The sequence below is a fragment of the Pseudotabrizicola formosa genome, from assembly GCF_002900965.1.
Taxonomy (GTDB): domain Bacteria; phylum Pseudomonadota; class Alphaproteobacteria; order Rhodobacterales; family Rhodobacteraceae; genus Pseudotabrizicola; species Pseudotabrizicola formosa.
In genome coordinates this window covers 38,601-58,842 of record NZ_PJOM01000008.1, presented here as the reverse complement: position 1 = coordinate 58,842, position 20,242 = coordinate 38,601, and the positions used below count along the sequence as shown (strand labels likewise).

Sequence of the window (20,242 nt, the reverse complement as noted above, 5' to 3'; positions counted from 1 at the left end):
CTGCGAGATGAGCTATTGAACGAGACCCTGTTCCCATCTCTGCACCATGCCCGCGTCACGCTTGCCGCCTGGCGCACCGACTACAACACCGAACGCCCCCACTCGCGACTCCGCTGGCAGACGCCTGCCGAGTTCGCCCTGACCTTCACCCCGCAACGGGGCCTGACGCTGCGCAATCCACAAAGCTCCGCGCCAGCCCCCGTTGCCCAACCCGCCCAAATGGGCAAAACTCAAACCAGGAGTCTCGCTCACGCTGGATAAAAGTTGGGGGCAACGTCAGTTGTGTGGCGACGGCATCTTGTCTTGCAGCGCCCATGTCCTGATAACTTTCAAAAATCCCATGTCGATCACTTCATTTGCCTCCAGCTGGTTCAAGTCGGAGCAATGCTGCACAGGGGTCAATTCTCAACGACAATTTCTGATGTTGCTAGGTTAAATCTCAGTGGTAATCAGCAGACTTCCCGATCGACCGGTTGTGTCAGGTCATGAATGTCAGGCCCCGTGATTTGCGGGCCTTCCGCAGCCGCCCGTCTAGCCGCAGGCATCGTCTTGATATGGTCGTTCTGGCCTATTTCAAGGAACAGTTGCGTCTGCACTTGGGCAGCTACGGCAGGCCACGAATGATCGAAGAGCTGAAGGACGTCGGTATTGATGTAGGGCACTGCCGCGTGGGTCGCCGGATGCGTGAGAACGGGATTACCGGGGATCGCCCCTGAGCGGGCATAGAGCGTGGGAGGTGAACGGACTTGGAATCGCTGCCTTACTCCTGACTGCGATCAGTGTATCATGAACCCTGGCGGAAAAACGTAGCCAAAAGCGTAGCAATTTTTTTCATATTAATGTTTTTAATCAGTGTATTGTTGTCATAATATGCCTTGTGCTAGAGATATATATATGCTTTCTCAAATCGCGGCTAGGATTGCATACTTGTGACGCAGCTCCAGAGGCGACCCGCGTCCATACCCGCGCGCGCTCTTATGTCCCATCAGCTCGGCAATCATTGACTCATTAACCCCGGCACGGGCCAGTCGCATTGAGTACGCATGGCGAAAGCTGTGCAGGGTGTGATGCGGCGTTTCCCTCAAACCGGCCTTGGTGAGGTAGCGGTTAAGCCGACCAGATAGGCCAGCATCGTCGCGTAAGGTGGGAAACCCTTGCCGGTGCGCCTGAAACGCTTCCAAGCTGACTTTGGTCAACGGGATCATGCGGTAGGCATTCTTGGTCTTCAGCGGCCGAAATGCCCCCTGGAGATGGAGATACGGAATGGGTCCATCCAGGAGGATTTCGTCCGGCATCAGATTGGCCGCTTCCATTATCCGCATGCCTGTGTCGATCAGTGCCAACATGATGCAGCGGTGCGCGCTGTCTAATCCTGACAAGCTGCCCGGAGCAAGAATACGATCCCGGATCCATTCGGTGGAAAAGTAAGGTCGCCCCAAGCCCGGACTTTGACGCGCAATAAAGGTCTGAACGTCGAATGGAAGCTTGGTTCCATGAAAGAACTTGGCAGTCCGGAAAATCTTCCGCAGCCGGTAAAGACGGCCATTCACCGTGCGGGGTTGGATGCCTGAATCGCCCTCGTTTGGCCAGATTTCATATACAACCTCGGCAAAGTCTTGTTCGCTGATCTGCTGGATATCGATGTCGCCAAAGTGGTTGATCAGGCGATGAATGGGAAGGTTGTAGCTGTTGCGGTACTGTCTGAGCTGGGCAGAACTCATGTGGAGGTGTGCAATGCGCTCTGACTCATAGAATGCAGCAAGGACATGCGACAGCTTCTGAGGTGACTTTAGTCCTCCCAAAATCGCGGTTGCAGTGGTCATCATGTCGAGACCGTTTGCTTCGCTGGCCATGACGAAATCGGTACGACGTTCGAACTCATCGGTTGGAAGCTTCGCAACGTTTTCGGCCGACACGTAGGAAAAGCCAAGCTTGCGGGCATACTCACCCATTTTCCGGCGAGACATCTCGAAAGGTACGGGCTGATCCTTTAATCGATTTTCCCACTCACTAAGAAGACGGCGCCAGTGGCCTTCCGCTTCCTTGCGCGCCGCTGCTTCCGAACGGGCTGACAGTGCCATCCAGATTTCGGTTCGTGTTTCGATTCCTGCATAGCGCTTTGGCACGTTGCGCCGCAGGCTCCAACCAGTGCCTCTTCGAAAGAGGCCTGCATTCATGTAGCGCTTTGAAGGCATTCTTTTTCCTGAGAGTTGGAGCCGCAACCGCGTTTCGTCTTGCAAAATGTTTACGCTCTGTGAGTATGTGGGCCAAAGCGACAGCTAAAAGACCTAAAGCCAATTGGGCGTCAAAGACATCCTCTCCGGTCAGTTTTTGGGCTACGACAGTCTGAATAGCCCTTAGTTTCCTAGTCACCGTTCAGCTTCAGTTTTTGCTGCTGCTCGAATGCGATCGGCGACAGCATTCCGTACCTAACGTGTTTGCGCTGCGGGTCGTAGAAGAACTCAATGTAGTCGAACACGTCCTGGCGGGCTTCTTGGCGGGTTTTATGCTTTCTGCGGCGGATGCGTTCGCGTTTGAGCAGGTTGAAGAAGTTTTCGGCGACGGCGTTGTCCCAGCAGTTGCCGCGTCGGCTCATGCTTTGCGTCAGATTGTGCTGTTCGAGGAACGCCTGCCACTCATAGCTGGTGAACTGTGAGCCTTGGTCGGGATGCACCTGGACTTTGGTCTTCGGTTTGCGGCGCCAGACAGCCATCAACAGGGCTTGCAACGGCAAATCGGTATATGTGCGGCCTTGCATGGACCACCCAACAACGCGCCGAGAAAACAGATCGATGACGACTGCGAGATAAAGGAAGCCCTCGTGGGTGCGGATGTAGGTGGATATCTGTGACCCGCAGCAGATCCCGCTTCAACCGCCGGATCTCGTCAGCTTGCGCATCCACCTCTTGGATCACCTTTGCGGGCCGCGAAAACTGCTTCTGCCATGTGTAGATCGACTTGGTGCTGACCCCCAATCGCTCGGCCACCTCGCGCACCGGGTAGCCCCGATCCTCGACCTAGGCCACCGCATCGCGCTTGAACGCGTCTGTGAATTTGGCTCCGGACATTTCGTCCTCCTTGCTTCCAAAATTACCAAGCAAGGCGTCTACAAATCTAGGGGCTATTCATTCTTGGAGACCAGCAGACTTCAGATCATAGCTTTCGTCACTGTCCGATTTTTTTGGGGGGTAGCTCACTGGACGCAGAGCGGCAAACCGGTCAAAATCGCGGTTGTGTGCGTGTGCCGTGTGAGTGACAGGAGTAGTGTATGGTGTACACCTTGGGCGAGGCCGAACAGGCCACCGGAAAATCAAGGTCGACGATCTGTGCCGCCATAAAAAGCGGGCGTATTGCGGCGCGGAAGGATGCAACCGGCATGTTTCACATCGACCCGTCCGAGCTGCACCGGATCTACCCCCGCAGGGTCTATACCGAACACAAACCCGCCTCTGCGCGCCCCCCGGAAGACAGCGGTGCGGAGGCGGCGCTGCGCGAGGTGCAGGCCCGGCTGGACGCGGCCCAGGCGCGGTTGGCAGAAAAGGACAGCCTGATCGCCGATCTGCGCGAAGACCGCGACCGCTGGCGCCAGCAGGCCACCGCCCTGCTGACCGGCCCCCCTCCGCGAAAGCGGCGGATCTTCCGGCTGTTCGGACGATAAAATCCCGGCCGGGGCGCGCCGGACAGCCCGCAAGATTGCGCGGGCCGGTGCCAGGGCACTTTTGCCCCGCCCGGACCCCCTTGGTGCGGAAATCAGGCCTGCCCCGCGCCTGCCATTATTTTGCCCTACTGCTCCCCTAACGGTTGGGAAAGGTATCTTTGATGCTGTCCCTGATTGAACACGACTGTAAGGGTGACCAAGAAAATGATCGCTTTCGTAGCCATCGGCATTCTGGCTGGAGCTTTGAGCTTTGCAACCGCCCTGTTCATGGGCGCGTCCTTCTGGTTTGCCCTGATGCTCTACAGTCTGGTGGGCGCGGCCTCGGTTCTGGTCGCCGCCGTGATACCGATGATTATTGGCGAAAAAGCGGCGGGCCGCGCAGAAGATCCGCAGGACCTGTCGGCGGCCGATCCTGCCCCCGGATCTGTCAGCGACCCGGTGAGCGCGGCCGCCGAACCGCAGGCCTTTCTGGCACAAGGCGGGATGCGGATTCTGGCGGTGGATGACGATCCGATCATCCTGGGTCTGATCCCGCGCATCGCGGCCGAGGTGGGCTGCGCCGATACCACGATTTCCAGCTCGGGCGCGCAGGCGCTGTCGATCCTGGAACAGTCGTTCCGCCCCTATGACTGCCTGCTGCTGGACATCAACATGCCGGGCATCGACGGGATCGAGCTCTGTGGCCGCATCCGCCAGATCGCGGCCTATCGCGACACGCCGATCATCATGCTGACGGCGATGAAGGATCTGGATCATCTGGACCGCGCCTTCCGCGCCGGGGCGTCGGATTACATCTCCAAACCCTTTGACGTGATCGCCTTCGGCACCTGCCTGCGCAATGTTCAGGACAAGATCCTGCAGGCGCAGATGGAGCAGGCCGATCAGGCGGGCGCTGCCGCCAAGGCTGCGCTGCGCGAGGATGAAGACTGGGTCGTGCCGGCCCCCGGCGCGATGGCCGGGGTCGAGACCCTGATCGAGCATGCCGCCTTGCAGAACTATCTGGTCCGCCTCTCGGGCGTGGCGCTGTCGGGCGCCTATGTTCTGGCGGTCGGGGTGGAACATGAGGCCGAGGGGCCGGTGGACCTGGCCCCTGTGGTGGGTGCCGTGACCGCCGCCTTTGCCCAGCAGCCTTGCGTGATGTCTTATGCCGGCGACGGGCAGTTCATCGTGGTGTCCAACAGCACCAACATGCCCGATCCTTCGGCGCTGGAACGCAGCATCGAGGATGCGTTGCGCATGCAAAGCGGCGCGACTCTGGCCTCTGCGCTGACCATCAATGTCGGCATGGCGGTCCGCCCCGGATCAAACCGCACCCTGCGCGCCAAAACCGCCATCGACAGCGCCCTGCGCCTCTCGGCCAGCCGCGCGGCCGGCCGCAAGACAGTGGCCCGCGCCTTTGGTGGCCTGCGGTCATAAGGGGCTGCACAAAGCGAATGCCAAAGGGGGGCCATGGCCCCCCTTTTTGCTGTCGCAGCGGCGAACCTGATCCGGGGACAGGTTCAGCTGTCTGGAGAAGGTGCCGCGGGCCGTTCCGTCGCGCGGTTGAGCGATGTCTGTTCGGGGGAAAGGGGCGTTGCCGTCCCGCGACCGGATCCCGCGACCACAGGGCCGCTCAGGCCGCGCGCAGGCGGGGGGAGATCAGGATGGCGAGGACGGTCAGGGGCCAGATCAGGCACAGCACATAGCCGCCCAGCGTGTAGACCACGCCAGCAGATCCGGCGCGGCGGCGTTCCTGAAAGGTCATGTAGACCGAGAAGACCGCGATGACCGTGTAAAGGGCGAGAGCGAGCAGAGCCAACACTTGCATAGATCCTTTTTTCCTTCTTGATGCATTTACCCGCCGCCTTGTGGCGCGAAAAAGGCAGAACGCGGGTCACAGCGTGGCAAGGCGGCCCGGCAGCATATCCAGGGTGCAGATCTCTCTGCTTTGCGCCGGTTTACCCCTTGGGTCTTGGCCTTTCTGGAAACGATACCCCGTTTTGGCCGGGCCAAAAAGCGATTGCCCGTCACATTTGCGCGCGCGCCGGGGTTTGCCCGGTTTTGCGCCGATCGACGTCGGACCCTTTGGAACAGCGGCCTGCCAACGCCAGACCCGGTTTTTCGGTCCTGTGGCGTGGTGCAAGGGCCGTGCCGTCAGAGTCCTGTCCGGCAGCAGTTTGGGGCGTAGTCGTTTACAAAACGTAAACGATGCACCGAAAACGGCGGTTCTGGCACGCGGGCCCCGGCACCGGTGCCGGATCAGCCGGGCCGTTCAGAGCGGGCCCAGCCGACGGTCAATGACCACGGCGGCGATCCAGCCGGCGACAAAGCCGCCCAGATGGGTTTCCCAGGCCAATTGGCCGTTCATCGCCCACCACAGCACCAGGTTCAGCGCCATCAGCCCCAGCACCGCCTTGGCCACCGGCACCAGCGTGTCTTTGGTGTGCCGCCGTTCGCGCGCGTGCAGGCCCACATGGGCCCCGGCCAGGCCGAACAACGCCCCCGAGGCCCCCACCATCGGCTGCACCTGCGACGACAGCAGCGCAAAGCCGATGGCACCGCCAAGGATCGACAGGGCGTAGAGCAGCAAGAACCAGCGCTGTCCGAAGCGGCCGATCAGGCTGGGGCCAAGCGAGAACAGGGTGGCCATGTTGACGGCGAAATGCAGGGCTCCGGCATGCAGAAAGCCATAGGTCAGAAACATGGTGCCGGGTTGCAGCGCATAGTGCGGGCGCCAGTTGTCCAAAAGCCCGGCCCAGAACCCGGCATATTGCAGCGCCCGCATCCGCCAGCGCGGGCTGCCCCACAGCCCCCAGTCGGCCCCCGACAGCACCAGTTCGGGCAGCAGGCAGAGCCCGAACAGCGCCAGCAGGGCAGGGATGTGCCAGGCCTTTTCCACAGGGTCTTCCGGGATCTGTGGCGGCTCTGTGCCCGGTGTCATGCGTCCTGGCCTCTGTTTGCCCTCAAGCCTGTCGCGGTCAGGGGTATCCGGTTCGGATGAAACGCGACAGGCCTTAAGCGGTGCCTGATACGGGGCAGGTCCGCAAGCAAAAGCTCAGTCCGACCCGAAGATGTCGCGGGTAAAGACCTTGTCCGTCACATCGGCCAGTTCTGCCGTGTGACGGTTGGCGATGATCACATCGGCGCGGGATTTGAACGCGGCCAGATCGCGGATCACCGGCGAGCGGAAGAACTCTGCCGCCTCAAGGCTGGGTTCATAGATGATCAGCTCGATCCCCTTGGCCTTGATCCGCTTCATGATGCCCTGAATGGAACTGTCGCGGAAATTGTCCGACCCGGTCTTCATCGTCAGCCGGTAGACCCCCACCACCTGCGGATTGCGCTGCAAGATGGTGTCGGCGATGAAATCCTTGCGGGTCGCATTGGCGTCGACAATGGCGCGGATCAGGGTCTGCGGCACCTCGTTGTAATTGGCCAGCAGTTGCTTGGTATCCTTGGGCAGGCAATAGCCACCATAGCCGAAGGAGGGGTTGTTGTAATGCATGCCGATGCGCGGATCATGCCCGATGCCTTCGATGATCTGGCGGCTGTCGAGCCCGCGCGACAGGGCATAGCTGTCCAGCTCGTTCACATAGGCGACCCGCATCGCAAGGTAGGTATTGGCAAAGAGCTTGATCGCCTCGGCCTCGGCCGGGCCGGTCAGCAGCACCGGCACATCCGCCTTCAGGGCCGCGCGGCGCAAGAGGTCGGCAAAGGCGGCCCCCCGCGGGCTGTCTTCCCCCACCACGATGCGGCTGGGGTGCAGGTTGTCATAGAGCGCGCGGCCTTCGCGCAGGAATTCGGGGCTGAAGATCAGGTTTTTGGTGCCAAGGGCGGCGCTGGTGGCCTGGGTATAGCCGACCGGAATGGTGGATTTGATGACCATCAGCGCCTCCGGCGCATGCTGCATCGCGTCGCGGATCACCGATTCCACAGCACTGGTGTCAAAGCGGTTGGTTTGCACGTCATAATTCGTGGGCGCGGCGATCACGATGTAATCGGCACCCCGATAAGCCGTTGCGGCATCGGTGGTTGCGCTCAGGTTCAGGCCACCCTTTGCCAGATAGTCTTCGCATTCCGGATCGATGATCGTGGAGGTGCCGGCATTGATCCTGTCGACCTTGGCCTGCATCACATCGACCGCAACGACCTCGTTCTGGCGCGCCAGCAGGATGGCATTTGACAGGCCGACATAGCCCAGTCCGACGACAACGATTTTCGACACTCTTGACGCTCCTTGATGGTCGCTCTCCCCGGTTGCAGGGGCGCTTTGCGGCAGATCTTGCAGGGCGCGGCGGATGCCGCATCAGGCAGGCGCACTGGCCCCGGCGCTCTGTGGACCGATCAGGGGTAAAACGCACCGGTGCCGCTTCTGGCGCCCGCCGCGCCGTCCGAACCCGCAACACCGGCTGTTTCAACTCCCCTGTCCGGATCACGCAACGGGTCAGGTCAAAGCTGCCATAGGCGGTACCAGCCATGTTGACCGGTGCGGGTCAAGCAAGAAGATCTTTTTGCCGCCGACCGGCAGGCAGACCCCGGGCAAATGAACGCCATCGGCCATGCTCTGGGCAAGAGGAAGGCTGAAAAGAAATGCAGGCCCTGCGCCCTGCCCCGGCGCAGACGGACAAGCGCGGTCGGAGCCGGGCAGGGGGTTGGCGGCGGGGGCACAGGCTTGCCCGGCTGGGCGCGCGCGCGTATATTGCACCGCGATAAGGCGCGGAATCATGGGATTTTGACGCAGAGTACATTTCAGTTCAGGAGTATCAGTGCATGTCTGCTTTCCTATCCCGCTTCATCCGGCCGCTTGTGGCCAGTGGCCTTGCCCTGGTGCTGAGCCTTGGTGTGGCCAGTGCCGCGACCGTGACCTATTCCACCACCCTGCCGGGGATGGCCTCCCTCAACCTGATCGCCAACGGCACTCTGGGCGGGTCGGCGGTGCTGGATGAGAATGTGACCGGCTCCATTCTCAACCAGCGGACCAGCCCCTGGGCGGCGGCCAATTCCACGCTGGACCCGCTGGCCGCCACGTCGGTCTATTCCGCGATCCGCAGCACGACGGCAGACCCGGCCAGTGCCTATTTCGATTTCGGCACGGTCATGCGCCGTCTCAGCTTTGTCTGGGGCACGCCCGGGGTGCTGAACCGGGCAGAGCTGTTTCTGGGTGGCGTGTCACAACTGGTGCTGACCGGGGCTGTCCCGCAGGCGCAGACCGGGGTCTTGTCGGTGTTTACCGAAGTGACCGGTGTCAGATTCGACCGGCTGGTGTTCTCGGCCGGCAAGCCCGCGCTGGAATATGCCAATCTGACGGTGGCCGCTGTTCCGCTGCCTGCCGGGCTGCCGCTGCTCGCGGGGGCGCTGTTCGGCCTGGGCCTGTTGCGCCGCCGGCGCGCTCAGGCCGCCTGACCCGGCTGCCCGACCGGCCGTCTGACGCGGGTGCCTGACCGGCAAGCCATGATTGCACAGTCTGACGATGTATCCGCAGCCCCTGTCGGGCACTGCGGATACAGGTTTCTTTGCGGCCTGATCACATCAGCGGTGCCGCCATATCCATCGCATGGAGGCTGAACGGATCGGGGATCATCGGCCCGTCATTCACCGCAATCGCGAATTCGGTGACGTCGCCGTTGAAAAAGCTGCTGTGCCAAGGGTTGCCGAAGGTCAGGTCATGGCGGCCGACATCGGCAAAGGTGCCGTTGAAGGCGGCGTCCTGCACCATCTTGCCCTCCACCCAGAGTGACAGGCGGCCTTCTTCCAGCCGGATGTCGATGTCATAGCTGCTGCCATCGTTCACCTGGATGCCCTTGGAGGCGAGCGTGACGGCATCGCCTTCCGAGGACCAGGCCCGGACCACCATTTCCCCCTTGTGGTCGACCGAGGCAATGAAACTGCCGGTCAGGCGCAGAACCTCGCCGGTTGTTCCGGCGGCATCGGCATCAAGGCGCAGCGAAAGGGTGACATCTTCGCTGTCAAGAACAGGGGCAAGATGTGTTCTTGCCACGCTGGCCGAAATCCCGGGCCCGCCAAGCTGAAGGCCACCCTCTCGATCCAGCGGACCGGAAATCTGAAGGATGTCCTGGGCTTCGGCTTGGGTCACAACAAATGTGCCGCTGTCGTTCAGCTGCAGCAGCGGCGGAGGGGGAGGGGGAGGCGGAAGGGCAACCGGTGCCGCGACCGCATCTTTTGCCACCGCGCCCAGCGGATCCGCGAGGGTCGGCCCGTCATTCGCCGCAATCGAGAACCCGGTGACATCGCCCTTGAAAAAGCCGCTGTTCCAGGGGTTGCCGAAAGTCAGATTATGGGTGCCGACATCGGCAAAGGTGCCGTTGAAGGCGGCGTCCTGCACCATCTTGTCCTCCACCCAGAGTGACAGGCGGCCTTCTTCCAGCCGGAGGTCGATGTCATAGCTGTTGCCGTCGTTCACCCGGATGCCGGTGGAGGTCAGCGTGACGGCTTCGCCTTCTGACGACCAGGCCCGGACCGCAACTTCCCCTTTGCCATTGACCGAGACGATGAAGCTGTTGTGCAGCCGGAGGACCTCGCCGGTTGCGCCGGCGGCATCGGCATCCAGACGCAGCGAGATCGTCACATCATCAGCGCCGAAGATGGGGGTCAGATAGGTCCGGGCGACGCTGGCCGAAACGCCCGGCCCGCCGAGCTGGATACCGCCCGCCGCATCCACGGTGCTGATCGTGGTCAGCACCGTATCGGTTCCGGCCACAGAGGCCACAAAGCTGCCTTTGCCCGCAAGCGAGACCAGCTCGGTGTCATTGACGACAACGCGGGCCACGGCCGTGTCCGTTGTGCCGTCAGGCAGGATCACCGTCAGTTGGGCGTCATATTTTCCACCATCCGCGTAGGTATGGGCCACGGTTGTGCCGGTGGCGGTGGTGCCATCGCCGAAGGTCCAGAGATATTTCGTGCCCTCGGGCTGCGGGCCGGTGGAATGGGACGCATCGAAAGTGACCGTTTTTCCGCCGATGATCTCCGCGCTGCTGTGGAAGGCCGCATCCAGGCTGGACGGCACGCGCTCTGGCATGGTGCAATAGGCCCCGGCATTCAGATGGACCAGCATCCCCTCCGGATGCGCCTTGATGTCCTTTGCCCCCCCAGGGCTGGTCAGGGTCGAGGCGATGAACACATCCCCATACCAGCCGGGGGCGTTCGGGTTCTGATCCTGCACGAAGGCATTCATCCCCACCGACCAGTCTGACTGACCGCTGTGGCCCACGATCATCGAGGTGGCGTTATGGGTGATGGTCACATTGGTCGAGGAGGCCGCGACGGAAATCCGCGGGATCTCGACCACAGCATCTGCGCCGTCCTGATCAGCGCCGTCATCATGCAGCACCGTGTTGTTGGTAATGATCAGCCCGGCGGTTTCCCCAACGGTAATGCCATGCAGATGCCCGTTGACGATGATGTTGCCCTCGATGGTAACATTTTGGTAGAACATCTCTTCGCCGGCAAGGCCCTTGTCGACCAGTTCATTGCGCATGAGGATCGACTGGGTGAAATGACCGTCGCCGATGTCCAGAATATTGTCGCGGATGATGATGTCGGTTGAGGGACGGGTCGTTCCGCTTGTCCAGAACTGGATCATGTCGGAATGATCGTCGGAGTCCAGTGACCGGAGGAAGTCGTGAATGTGGTTTCCTTCGATCAGCACGCCCTGCACGGCCGCGAAGTTCATGCCGTCCATGCGGACGGAGTGGATGTCATTGTTCGTGACGTGCACATCGTCGCCGTTTCCAATAACAAGGCCTCTATAGAAGCCGCGGACTTCACAGTCATTGACCGTGATACCATTGGTTCCAGTGACATTCAGACCAAAGCCTGTTGGGTAGCCATCGTCTGCGGCAGATAAGCCGCGCGCCACATCGCCATCAAAGGTGCAGCCGGTGAAGCTGATGCTTTCGCTGCTGGAGACCAAAAAGGGTTTGTACCAGCCCGGCTGGCCATCCTGATACGTATAGTCAAACAGGATGTTCTGGAAATGCACATCTGTTGCGCCATGCACTTTCAAGCCGGAGACAACCGGCGGGTTGCCCGGGTCGGCGGCAGCAATGGTCACCGGTGCGGTGAAATCCAGATCGAACTTCGGTTTGTCGACCAGGCTCAGGTCGCCGTATTGTCCCGGGTTCAGCAGGATGATCTCGCCCCCGGTCGCAGTGCCCAGGGCAGCGATCAGCTCGGCGTGAGTCGAGACGGTGATGGTTTTTGACATGATGCAAGGATCCGTATGAGGGGCACTTCGGAGATCAAGCATTCCCGTCAAAACATGACCAAAGCATGCTGCCATTAAGACAGACCTGCGGCAGACCCGAAGAAGATGAACTCAGGAACGGGGCATCAGTTCCCGGAAAAAGCCAATTCCTCAGCCGGCAGCGGCGGGCGTCCCCCCGCCCCCAGACGCTGGTTGAGCCGGGCAAAGGCCAGGGCGCGCGACAGGCGGGTGCTGGCCAGGGCGGAGTCCGCCGCTGACAGGGCGTCTTCGACGGCGATCAGGTCGCTCAGGGTGGCCTCGCCGGCGGCGGTGGCCTCGCGGGTCAGGCTGCGGGCCCTGGCATGCAGGCCGACCGCCCGCTCTGCCGCGGCTTCGGCCCTTGCCGTGGTCTGGTAATCGACCAAGGCGGCCTCGACCTCGTAAAGCGCGCCCAGCACGGCGGCGGTCCAGTCCGCATGGGCGGCGACCACCTCTGCCTCGGCCGCATCGGCGCGGGCGCGGGCCGGGCCTTGCGGCAGGCTGGGCAGGCGCAGCGACGGGCCGACCGAGACCAGCCCGCGGCCGCCGGTTCCGGGAGCGCCAAGGGTGCGGCCCGCCTCGATGGTGCCCGACAATGAGAGCTGCGGGAAAAACGCGGCCCGGGCCTGCCCTAGGGCGGCGCGGGCGGCCTCATAGCGGGCCTCGGCCACCTGAAGGTCGGGGCGGTTGCGGATCAGATCGGCCGGGATGCCGGGGTCGGGGGCCAGCCGCGCGCGCGGCTGTGGGCCCAGGCTGCGCAGGCTTGCGCTCAGAGCCGGCGGCAAGGCCCCGGGCGCATCGCCGGCCAGAACCGACAGCTGGAGGATGCCCTTGGCAACGGCAGCTTCCAGCTCCGGGCGCGCGGCCTCCAGACTGGCCAGCCGCGCCTCGCTGCGCAGTGTTTCAATCTGCGTGCCTTCCCCGGCCCGCGCCAGTGTGCGCGCCAGATCCAGCGTCTGGCGCTGCCGCGCGGCCTCGGTTTGCGACAGGGTCAGCCGCCGCTGGTCATGGCGCAGCGACAGATAGGTTTCCGTCACCGTGCCGATCAGGAACAACCGTGCACCAGAGGCCTCGGCGAGGGCCTGCCGTGCGCCGGCCCTTGCGCCGCGCCGCGCGGCGTCGCGCCCGCGCCCCGGATCGAACAGCAGATCAAAGCCCGCCGTGGCCGACAGGGTGCCATTCCCCGCCGCCCCGTTGCCGCCGGTTGCCAGCGCCGATCCGTCGCCGGTCACCGAGAAGGCTCCGGGGACGCCCCGGGCTGTGGCAAGGGCGGCTGTGGCACGGGCCTGGGCCGCGGCCAGATCGGGGCTGCCGCGCAGGCTGCGCGCGATCAGCGCCTCCAGCGTGGGATCGCGGAACTCCTGCCACCACAGGGCATTGTCCATCAGGCGGGGGGCACCCGATGTCTTGCCCTGCCAGGCCTTGGCAAAGGCAAAGCTGGGGGCTGCCCCGTCTGTCGCAGGGGCGCAGGCTGTCAGCAGGCAAAAGGCCAGACCCCCGGCCCAAGGCCGCAGGCTGGCCGGTTGCGGCCAAACACCCGCCCTGAACCAGGGCGGAAAGATCCATGTCATTGCCACCTGTCAGGCACCTGCTCGTGAGGGCGGGCCGGTCTTGCGCCGGGTGCCGCCAATCACAGGCAGGATGCCGCCGCTGCTGTGGCAAGGCAAGCAGACCCGCCACCGGGCTGCAATTTTGCCAGACAATGTGCCTTTGCCGTGCCACTTCTGCGGACGCGTCCGTCAGTCCTCGCGCAGCGCATGCGCCATGGGGCGCAGCAACGGGGCCAGCAGCCAGGACAGCAAGGGCCGCTCGCCGGTGGCAAGGAAAGCCTCGACCGGCATGCCCGGCACCAGCTGCAGGTCTTGCGGCAGGGCCGTGTCATCCAGCGTCAGGGTGACACGATAGAAGCTGCGCCCGGTGGCCTCATCGGTGATCGCCCCGGGGGGCACATGGGTGACATGGGCCGGCAGGCGGGGCAGGGCGCGGGCATTGGTCAGGCCCAGCATGATTTCGGCGCTTTGGCCGGGATGGACGGTCTCGATGCTGCGCGGATCGACCGCCACTTCGATTTCCATTCCGCGGTCGGCGGGCACGATCTGCATCACCGTGGCCCCGGCGGCAATCACCGCCCCCGGCGCGGTGACCGCCAGTTCATGCACCACACCTGCCACCGGCGCGCGCAGATCGCTGCGCTGCAGGGCCTCGGTCAGCGACAGGATTTCCGCCGTGCGTTCGGCAATCCGGGCCCCGCTGTCGCGCAGCCCTTCGGCCACTTCGGCCGCGGTCTGGCGGTCCTGCTGGTTGAGCGCGAGGACCGCATCGCGGCGCGCCGCTTCCAGCCCGGCCGCTTCGGCCTTCAGCCCGGCAAGACGCCCCGTGAGCGCCGCTTCCTGACGCAGAATGTCACTGAGCGGTGATTGCCGGGCCAGACCCTGCGCCACCAATGTGGCCATCCGTTCGCGTTCGGTTTGCAGCAGACGGGATTCCTCCTGCGCGGCGGTGGTCTGGGCGGCGATCCCGGCCATCTGGGCGGTCAGCTGGGCATCGGTTTCGGCCAGCCGCGCCACCGCTTCGGCTCTCTGGGCCTTGCGTGCGGTGAACATGGCCTGCTGGCGGGCAATGGCGCGGGTCAGATCGGGCGCGTCAAAGGGCAGGGCAGGGCTGGTGAAATCGGGGGCATCCAGACCATTGGCTTCGGCCATCAGCCGGGCCTCTTCGGCGAGCGCATTGGCAAGCTGGTCGCGCGCGATGTCCAGCCTTGCCTGTGCCACCGTGGGATCGAGCGAGAGCAGCACTGCCCCTGCCGCCACATGATCGCCGTTGCGGACCGCAACACGGGTGACGATCCCCGGATCAAGGCTTTGCACCGGCTGGGCCTTGCCCTGAACCATCAGCTGGCCACTGGCGATGACGGCCCCGTCGATCGGGATCAGGGCAGAGGTGACCCCCAGCCCCCCCACCAGCAGCGCAAGGCCAAGGGCCCCGGCCCGGATCAGCGGGGCGGTCTGGGTCACCGGACCAAAGCCCGGGGCGGCAGCGGAAAGCGCGGAAGGGGCCATCGCAGTCATGATACGCTTCTTTCCTGCAGGACCCGGAACAGCATCGCCCGGGTGCTTTGTGCGGAGGGTGTGGGGGTTTGCGCGGCAAAGCCGGTGGCTTGTGCCGGCGCTGTGCGGGGGGGCGTCGCGCGGACCGTGAGTTTGGCCGGCACGGTTCCGGCAGGCTCGGCAGGCGCGGCTCCGGCAGGGATTGCCCGGGGGCCGCCAAGGGTGGTCAGCACCGCATCGCGCGGACCATCCTGAATGATGCGCCCGTCTTCGATCACCATCAGCCGGTCCACGGCGGCCAGCGCCCCGGCCCGGTGCGCCATGACGATGACGGTGACCCCGGTTGCGCGCAGGGCGGTCAGGGTGCGGGTCAGCGCCGCCTCGCCGGCCATGTCGAGATGGGCATTGGGTTCGTCCAGCACCAGAAGCCGTGGGCTACCATAAAGCGCGCGGGCCAGCCCGATGCGCTGGATCTGGCCACCCGACAGCGGCAGGTCGCTCTGGCTCAGATCGGTGGCATAGCCGCCGGGCAGGCGCAGGATCATGTCATGCACCCCCGCCGCCTGTGCCGCGGCGATCACTGCGGCATCGGTGGCCTGCGGGTCAAAGCGGGCGATGTTGTCGCGCAAGGAGCCCGGCATCAGGTCGATGCGCTGGGGCAGATAGCCGATCTGGCGGCCCAGACGGTCGGCATCCCAGTGCCGCAGGCTGGCACCATCAAAGCGGATGTCACCGGCATCGGCGCGCAGCGCGCCGACAATCGCCCGGGCCAGGGTGGATTTGCCGCTGGCCGACGCCCCGACCAGCCCCAAGCCCTCGCCCGGCTTCAGGCTGAAGGACACCCCGTCAAGCAGCTTTGCCGGGGCGGCCCCATCCTCGCGCTTTGGCGCAAGGCAGATCAGATCCTGTACCTCCAGCGCGCCGGTCAGCGCGGGCAGGTCCATCGCGGCCGGGGCCGGGGCCTGCAAGCCTGCCAGCCGGTCATGGGCGGCGCGGGCCTGGGCCAGGCTGCGCCACTGGCCGATCAGCTGATCCACCGGACCCAGCGCCCGCCCCGACAGGATGGAGGCGGCAACAATCGCGCCGGCCGAAATCGCCCCGCCGATCACCAGCCAGGCCCCCGCCGTCAGCAGGGCCGATTGCAACAGCATGCGCAACCCGCGCGACAGGGCCGAGAGGGTTTCAGAGGGCTCGGCCCCCCGTTGCTGATGGCCAAGGGTCTGGCGGTGATGCCCGAGCCAACGGCCCAGCACGGCCCGTTCCATGCCAAGCGCGGCCACGGTGGCCGCGCCACGCCGCGCCGCCTCGGCCAGACGCTGCTGCGCCAGATCGGGCTGCTGGGCCTGGGCGGTGGGGGCTTTCAGCACCAGCCGGTTCACCGCCGCCAGCACGGCCGCGAGCGCCATGCCGCCCAGCGTCAGCCAGCCCAGGGTCGGGTGGATCATGAAGAGCACCCCGACAAAGAGCAGCGTGAACGGCAGATCGAACAGCGCCAGCGTGGCCGGACCGGCCAGAAAACCGCGCAGGGTTTCCAGATCGCGGCCCAGACTGCCGGGCTTTCCGCTGCGCGCGCTGGCCAGATCGGCGCGGAAGGTCAGACCCGACAGCCGGTCATCCAGCTGCAGCGCCAGCCGCGACAACAGCCGCATCCGCACCCCGTCAAACACCACCAGAAAGCTGTAGAGCATCACGACAATGGCAAAAAGCGCCAGCAAGGTCGGCACCGACCCGGAGCTGAGCACCCGGTCATAGACCTGCAGCATGTAGATCGACCCGGTCAGCATCAGCACGCTGATGATGGCGGACAGCCCCGCGGTCATGATCAGCCCGCGACGCAGGCTGCGCAGGGCATCACGGTAAGGGGAGGGGAAAACGGCAGTCATATCGGCCCCGGATCAGTGGATTCCGGGCGAGTGTTGATCGGGAAAAACGGCAGTTTGGAGTGGGAATTGCGGCAGGGTTGTGGCCGCAATGGAAACAATCACAGAGCTGCGCAAAAAGGTTTGTGATCTCTGCGGCTGGGCTTGATCGGCTCCGCATAGCAGTGTGGGACCCACTGCTGCACCTTGCGCGACAGGACCTGCGCAGTATCGGCACCAGTCTGCCTTAGCCCTGTTTGCGGCGTGACCCCTTCATTCGCCAGATTTCGACCATGCGATCGCGGAGGGACCAGAGCGGGGTCTGAATGAAATTCTGCGCCATAAGGTCGAAGGAAGATGGGTGCGACAGACCCTCCATGACCTGCTGCGGGAACAGGTTCAGGTAAGGATCGGGCGCAACGCGTTTACCGCGGACCTTGTTGGACACATTGGTCTCGTGCACGATCTGCAACCAGCCTGGCGCACCCTCGATCTGATTGATTGGCCCATAAGCATCGAGTTGCATGTGCGGGATCGCCGGGGCCGGGCGCAGATCGCCATCGACGGGTTCCAGGCGGCTGAAAAAGGCATTTTTAGGGTGTTCAATGGCATAGAGCGCATCGCCTTGCCGGATCAGGCCATTGCGGAAATTATAGGCCCCGGGCTTGAACTGGTTTGCCTGGACCGCCGCCTGCAGCCGTTCGGTGAAATCAACCGGCAGGGCATCGTCATTGTCCAGCCGCGTGGTCAGCAGCAGCTTTTCCTGCAACGGATAGGTTTCTCGCAATGAGCGGTTCCACCCTTCGCCGCGAAAGAGCGGCGTGTAATAGGCGTGAAAGGGGAAAATCTTTTGCAAGGCCGTGATGCGGTGCTTGAAGATATCGGGTGTGTCGACATCGAAATAGATGATCCAGTTAAAAGCCGTGTTGCGTTGCGCCGCAACCGAGGGGAGACAGTAGGTTTCGAACAGGTGAAACCTGCCTTCAAGCCAGCCGGCTTGTGTCCGAATTGCGGCTTCCTTTCCAGGCGTGGCCAAGTTGAACCGCGTCATGATAACATAGCTGAACATGGAGCAGACAGACCTCAATAATTAAAAAAACTCTAACTATTCAATGCAAGGTGGACAAGACCGGAGTTTGTTTCGCGAAGACCATGCGCCGATGATCGATGTCAAGCGCTTAGTGTGTTTCAGGCCCGAAGGAGCCGGCAACCGCTGTCATAAAGATGATCTTGTGGTGGGTGAGACTGCAAAAGTGCAAAACAGATACGCTGCCTAATGCCGTATGTCGGCCTTGTCCGCCCTCATGGCGGGGGATCAGATTCGTTTGCCCTGATTGCGAATGTTGATCTGCCGATTTTGTGTTCCGCTCGCCTCCGCACATCTAGCGTGCAGGCCGGGCGCTCCTTGTACGCAAAGTCCCCGGAAATCGGGGACTTTGCTACGGTCAGATCCGCGTGGGTGAGGGTCAGGCAATCATCTTGCGGTGGCGCAGGGCGGCAAGGCCACCAAGGGCACCAATCAGCAAAAGACCCCAAGCGGGGAGCGAAACGGCGGCGATGACTGGCGCATAGACGAGAAGGTCGCCGCCAAACCGGATCGAAGCGATATTCGCCGTATCCGACACGATCCCGTGGAAGACGAATGTGTCGGTGCCACCCGAGGTAAAAACCGGTGCCAGAACCTGCGAGAGAACGGCAGGAAATGCCTAAAGATACAACAATTTTTCTCTTATGCGCTGCACGCCTATTCCGGGATGAACCGGGGCAATCCCTGCAGGGCCAAGGTCATCAGGCGCAAAATGCGGGCTTCGGCCTCGGCCTCGCTCTCGCCCTCCTCGATCGGGGTGACAAAGCGGACGATGGCCCCGTCGCTGCGACCGATGGTCAGGCTGTCCCAGACCACGCCGATCTTGGCGGCATAATCATTGGTCTGGCGCTTGCCGCGCTGTTCGAACCAGTAATAGACCAGCTGTTTGGACAGGCCCTTCTGGATGACGGCACGGTTGACCGGAAAGCTGCCATAAGGCGTGTCGGGCAGGTTGACCGTGTGCTGGGTCAGCGAGAAAATCTCCCAGCCGCCGACGGGCAGGCAGACCTCGGGCGAGTGGATGCCAGAGCCTTCGGTCTGCTTTTCATACCAGGCCGAGAACAGGTTCACATAGCTGCGTTCGCCCGCCGCCACATAGGTGGCATTGATGTAATCGGTGGCACCCAGCACCCGTTCAACCTCAGGTTCCAGGGATTGCATCGCGCCGGACCAATTGCCCAGATCGCGCGGATAGCCGGAGAAGCCTTCGCGCGCCACGGTCTGCACCGGACGCTCGGGCGTCAGCACGAAGGCGGCCCCGATCGCCAGCGTCAGCAGGGCGGCCACGGCCAGCCCGCGTGCCGGGGCCAGGGTGGTGATGCGCTGCATCTGCGCGCCAAGGCCCGCGGTATCAAGGTCGATGGTTTCCGACAGCGGCATCGGGTTGGGGGTCAGGCGCTGCAGGGCAATGGCAGTCAGGAACAGCATCGCGATACAGGCGCCAAAGATCACCCAGCCTTCGAAGAAATGCAGGAATCCTTCGGCCTGACCGATGCCATAGCTGTTGACCAGAACCCCGATCATCCCGATGCGGAACGAGTTCATCAGCACGGTCAGCGGGGCGGCCATCAGGAACAGCACCGCCTTGTGCCAGAACGGCCCGCGGTACAGGATGCCGAACAGATAGGAAAACGACAGGATCGGGAACAGATAGCGCAGGCCCGAACAGGCCTCGGCCACCTGCAGCTTGTAGACCCCGAGGTCGATGATATTGCCTTCCAGGAACACCGGGATGTTCATCAGCTGGATGAACCAGACCCCGATGTTGGACGACACCAGCTGCAGGAAGATGGTCATCTGCCAGAACAGCATCTGCGGCAGCGGCAGCATGAAGATCAGGTGCAGCACCGGCAGCTGATGGCGCTTGCCACGCTCCCATCCCATCACGGTCAGCACCACGCCGCCGACCCAGATGATGAAGGCATAGGTCACCACATCGGGGATGCGGATCAGGTTGCCGAAAATCCCGAAGGCCAAGGCGAAGAGGATCACCGCGATGCCGGGCCTGCGGTTGATGTCGCCTTGCTGGGCGGGGGCCGGCGAGTCGCGCAATTCGCGCAGGAACAGATAGAGCGAGATCAGCGGGATCAGCGGTCCGTGGCTGTATTCGGGGGTGATCCATGCGGCCCCAAGCGAGACAAAGCCGATCCAGTACACCGGAATGGCCGCCACGACCAGGAGCGCAAACCAGCCAAGGCCGATCGGGTTCACGGCAAAGGAGGGAGTCTGACTGGTGGAAAAGGTCATGGCACTATCCGCAACTGGAATGAAATCGCGCTTACTCTAGGCGAAAAAGCTTTGCCCTGCCAGCAGGATACACCAGCCACGGGCGCAGGAAACACAATGTTTACCGTTGCGGCGCAGCCGTGG

At 63.2% G+C, this 20,242-nt stretch carries 15 protein-coding genes and 3 pseudogenes; 5 read left to right on the top strand and 13 right to left on the bottom strand.

Annotated elements, in window-relative coordinates:
• Together CXR43_RS17455 and CXR43_RS17450 are read left to right on the top strand one after the other, a co-directional pair.
• The coding region (locus CXR43_RS17455) for an integrase core domain-containing protein (RefSeq protein WP_146036559.1) at positions 1 to 261 on the top strand (261 nt) is incomplete at its 5' end.
• Positions 262 to 458: 197 nt separating this feature from the next.
• Positions 459 to 701, top strand: a pseudogene (locus CXR43_RS17450) (IS3 family transposase); the annotation flags it as partial.
• Between the two features lie 201 nt (positions 702 to 902).
• On the opposite strand, the gene CXR43_RS17445 reads toward CXR43_RS17450, so the two are convergent.
• The 3 genes and pseudogenes from CXR43_RS17445 to CXR43_RS18280 form a co-directional block, all read right to left on the bottom strand.
• A complete protein-coding gene (locus tag CXR43_RS17445) occupies positions 903 to 2,195 on the bottom strand; it encodes a tyrosine-type recombinase/integrase (RefSeq protein WP_103336506.1) in 1,293 nt (430 codons plus the stop codon).
• A gap of 170 nt (positions 2,196 to 2,365) precedes the next feature.
• A pseudogene (locus CXR43_RS17440) lies at positions 2,366 to 2,839 on the bottom strand (IS3 family transposase); the annotation flags it as partial.
• Positions 2,840 to 2,921: 82 nt separating this feature from the next.
• Positions 2,922 to 2,987: pseudogene (locus tag CXR43_RS18280) on the bottom strand (hypothetical protein); the annotation flags it as partial.
• Between the two features lie 281 nt (positions 2,988 to 3,268).
• Here CXR43_RS18280 and CXR43_RS17435 point away from each other — a divergent pair.
• Both CXR43_RS17435 and CXR43_RS17430 read left to right on the top strand, forming a co-directional pair.
• On the top strand, positions 3,269 to 3,658 hold the full coding sequence (locus CXR43_RS17435; protein WP_103336503.1) for a hypothetical protein: 390 nt from the start codon (positions 3,269 to 3,271) through the stop codon (positions 3,656 to 3,658).
• 204 nt (positions 3,659 to 3,862) lie between these two features.
• The gene (locus CXR43_RS17430) at positions 3,863 to 5,074 is read left to right on the top strand and encodes a response regulator (RefSeq protein ID WP_146036558.1); all 1,212 of its coding nucleotides are present in this window, start codon (positions 3,863 to 3,865) and stop codon (positions 5,072 to 5,074) included.
• Positions 5,075 to 5,270: 196 nt separating this feature from the next.
• Here CXR43_RS17430 and CXR43_RS17425 read toward each other — a convergent pair whose 3' ends face one another.
• The 3 genes from CXR43_RS17425 to CXR43_RS17415 form a co-directional block, all read right to left on the bottom strand.
• Positions 5,271 to 5,465 carry a hypothetical protein gene (locus CXR43_RS17425; protein ID WP_103336497.1) on the bottom strand — a complete coding sequence of 65 codons (195 nt, stop codon included), beginning with the start codon at positions 5,463 to 5,465 and terminating at the stop codon, positions 5,271 to 5,273.
• A 444-nt stretch (positions 5,466 to 5,909) separates the two neighbouring features.
• Entirely contained in the window at positions 5,910 to 6,578 is a 669-nt protein-coding gene (locus CXR43_RS17420; RefSeq protein ID WP_103336494.1) for a rhomboid family intramembrane serine protease, read from the bottom strand.
• 114 nt (positions 6,579 to 6,692) lie between these two features.
• Positions 6,693 to 7,862 carry a nucleotide sugar dehydrogenase gene (locus CXR43_RS17415; protein ID WP_103336492.1) on the bottom strand — a complete coding sequence of 390 codons (1,170 nt, stop codon included), beginning with the start codon at positions 7,860 to 7,862 and terminating at the stop codon, positions 6,693 to 6,695.
• A 545-nt stretch (positions 7,863 to 8,407) separates the two neighbouring features.
• Here CXR43_RS17415 and CXR43_RS17405 point away from each other — a divergent pair.
• Positions 8,408 to 9,040 (top strand): VPLPA-CTERM sorting domain-containing protein, encoded by a 633-nt coding sequence (locus CXR43_RS17405; protein WP_103336487.1) that lies wholly within the window; start codon positions 8,408 to 8,410, stop codon positions 9,038 to 9,040.
• A 121-nt stretch (positions 9,041 to 9,161) separates the two neighbouring features.
• Here the strand turns inward: CXR43_RS17405 and CXR43_RS17400 are convergent, their stop codons facing one another.
• The 7 genes from CXR43_RS17400 to xrtD all read right to left on the bottom strand — a co-directional run bounded on the left by CXR43_RS17400 (position 9,162) and on the right by xrtD (position 20,119).
• Positions 9,162 to 11,861 (bottom strand): PKD domain-containing protein, encoded by a 2,700-nt coding sequence (locus CXR43_RS17400; RefSeq protein ID WP_210402122.1) that lies wholly within the window; start codon positions 11,859 to 11,861, stop codon positions 9,162 to 9,164.
• Positions 11,862 to 11,986: 125 nt separating this feature from the next.
• Entirely contained in the window at positions 11,987 to 13,450 is a 1,464-nt protein-coding gene (locus CXR43_RS17395) for a TolC family protein (protein ID WP_103336481.1), read from the bottom strand.
• 168 nt (positions 13,451 to 13,618) lie between these two features.
• Positions 13,619 to 14,947: an HlyD family type I secretion periplasmic adaptor subunit gene (locus CXR43_RS17390; RefSeq protein ID WP_103336478.1), complete on the bottom strand. Its 1,329-nt coding sequence runs from the start codon at positions 14,945 to 14,947 to the stop codon at positions 13,619 to 13,621.
• Entirely contained in the window at positions 14,944 to 16,809 is a 1,866-nt protein-coding gene (locus CXR43_RS17385) for a type I secretion system permease/ATPase (protein ID WP_103336475.1), read from the bottom strand. Before CXR43_RS17385 ends, CXR43_RS17390 begins: the two co-directional genes overlap by 4 nt.
• A gap of 223 nt (positions 16,810 to 17,032) precedes the next feature.
• Positions 17,033 to 17,854 (bottom strand): glycosyltransferase, encoded by an 822-nt coding sequence (locus CXR43_RS17380; protein ID WP_103336472.1) that lies wholly within the window; start codon positions 17,852 to 17,854, stop codon positions 17,033 to 17,035.
• Between the two features lie 397 nt (positions 17,855 to 18,251).
• Positions 18,252 to 18,410, bottom strand: a complete 159-nt coding sequence (locus tag CXR43_RS17975; RefSeq protein ID WP_168219886.1) for a hypothetical protein — start codon at positions 18,408 to 18,410, stop codon at positions 18,252 to 18,254.
• A 119-nt stretch (positions 18,411 to 18,529) separates the two neighbouring features.
• Positions 18,530 to 20,119 carry a VPLPA-CTERM-specific exosortase XrtD gene (gene xrtD / locus CXR43_RS17375; RefSeq protein WP_103336469.1) on the bottom strand — a complete coding sequence of 530 codons (1,590 nt, stop codon included), beginning with the start codon at positions 20,117 to 20,119 and terminating at the stop codon, positions 18,530 to 18,532.
• Between the last annotated feature and the right edge of the window lie 123 nt (positions 20,120 to 20,242).

Bases quoted from the DNA above. Each gene is read 5' to 3' on its own strand.
- CXR43_RS17445 (WP_103336506.1), bottom strand. From the start codon at position 2,195: ATGCCTTCAAAGCGCTACATGAATGCAGGCCTCTTTCGAAGAGGCACT.
- CXR43_RS17435 (WP_103336503.1), top strand. From the start codon at position 3,269: ATGGTGTACACCTTGGGCGAGGCCGAACAGGCCACCGGAAAATCAAGG.
- CXR43_RS17430 (WP_146036558.1), top strand. From the start codon at position 3,863: ATGATCGCTTTCGTAGCCATCGGCATTCTGGCTGGAGCTTTGAGCTTT.
- CXR43_RS17425 (WP_103336497.1), bottom strand. From the start codon at position 5,465: ATGCAAGTGTTGGCTCTGCTCGCTCTCGCCCTTTACACGGTCATCGCG.
- CXR43_RS17420 (WP_103336494.1), bottom strand. From the start codon at position 6,578: ATGACACCGGGCACAGAGCCGCCACAGATCCCGGAAGACCCTGTGGAA.
- CXR43_RS17405 (WP_103336487.1), top strand. From the start codon at position 8,408: ATGTCTGCTTTCCTATCCCGCTTCATCCGGCCGCTTGTGGCCAGTGGC.
- CXR43_RS17400 (WP_210402122.1), bottom strand. From the start codon at position 11,861: ATGTCAAAAACCATCACCGTCTCGACTCACGCCGAGCTGATCGCTGCC.
- CXR43_RS17395 (WP_103336481.1), bottom strand. From the start codon at position 13,450: ATGACATGGATCTTTCCGCCCTGGTTCAGGGCGGGTGTTTGGCCGCAA.
- CXR43_RS17390 (WP_103336478.1), bottom strand. From the start codon at position 14,947: ATGACTGCGATGGCCCCTTCCGCGCTTTCCGCTGCCGCCCCGGGCTTT.
- CXR43_RS17385 (WP_103336475.1), bottom strand. From the start codon at position 16,809: ATGACTGCCGTTTTCCCCTCCCCTTACCGTGATGCCCTGCGCAGCCTG.
- CXR43_RS17380 (WP_103336472.1), bottom strand. From the start codon at position 17,854: ATGTTCAGCTATGTTATCATGACGCGGTTCAACTTGGCCACGCCTGGA.
- xrtD (WP_103336469.1), bottom strand. From the start codon at position 20,119: ATGACCTTTTCCACCAGTCAGACTCCCTCCTTTGCCGTGAACCCGATC.